At 68.7% G+C, this 1011-nt stretch carries 1 protein-coding gene; it reads right to left on the reverse strand.

Annotated features, from left to right (window positions below; all coding sequences use genetic code 11):
* Window positions 1-864 (reverse strand): DUF6531 domain-containing protein (locus tag NGM28_RS28395; RefSeq protein ID WP_252092544.1); only part of this gene is annotated, 864 nt, incomplete at its 3' end.
* Window positions 865-1011 lie beyond the last annotated feature (147 nt).

Consider the following 1011-nt stretch of genomic DNA (forward strand, 5'->3'; position numbering starts at 1 on the left):
GCTGCGGCCGTCGCTGTCGTGGAGCACCACGCCTTTGTCCACGACATCGAGGCAGGTGGTGAATTCGGTGATCCAGCGGGCGCCGAGGCTGCCGTCATCCAGCTTGGCCAGCCGCGAGTTGTACACCCGCGTCCAGTTGACCGGGAACGGCCCGGACAGCGCGAAATCCTGATGGGCGAGCGTTTCGTCCCCGAGCACATGGCCGATGCTGAAGCCGGTGCAGGCACAGGGCCCGTTCTTTTCGGGCTTGGGCTGCTTGTTGGCGCGGACCTGGCTGCGTACCACCTCGGTCGGCCCTTCCGCATGAACATGCCGGGCTTGGTGAGTAACGCCGGGGCGGATGGTGACGGCCATGCCTGGGCGACGCGGGTTGGCCAACACGGTCTCGAGCAGGCGGGTCAGCAGCCAGGCGATGCTGTTTTCCATACCCGCGCTGCCCAGGGCCTGCAGGCGCTGGGGCACGACCTTGGCCAGGTCTTCGAGGGTGCGGATCAACGGGCCGAGCAGGGTGTCCAGCTCACCGCTGAAGTGGCGGGCGACGCTGTTGTAGCCGTCCTTGAGGCTGCCTTCGGTGGCATTGGCCAGGGCCGAGAGGGCCAGGCGCCAGGCGTCGGTTTCGAGGGCCGAATCGTACAGCGCCACCTGGGCCATTTGTGCGCGGGCCAGGCGGTGGCTGCTGGCGGCATCCAGCTTGCCACGAGCGGCGGCGGTAATGGTCTTGGCCAACGAGGTGAACAGCAGGCGCGCGGTCTCCGCGGCGGCGCTGAGCATGGCGGGCAACTGGGCCAGGGCCTCGCGCACGTAGTGTTCCAGGGCGCCGCGGATATTGGCGTGCAGGTGGCCGTCGATGATTTCCAGGATCACCGCGCCGATGTGCGCGCCGGGTCTGGCGGGTCAGTTGCAGCACCGGGCGCAGCACCGTGCGGGCGCGGGACAGGCCGGGCGGATAGGGGACGATGCCGATCAGGTTGATGCCCAGGCTGACCCACACTAGCGGGTCGGGGGAAGGGC

Origin of the sequence: Pseudomonas sp. MWU13-3659 (assembly GCF_023757525.1) — a bacterium.
GTDB classification, from domain to species: Bacteria; Pseudomonadota; Gammaproteobacteria; order Pseudomonadales; family Pseudomonadaceae; genus Aquipseudomonas; species Aquipseudomonas entomophila_E.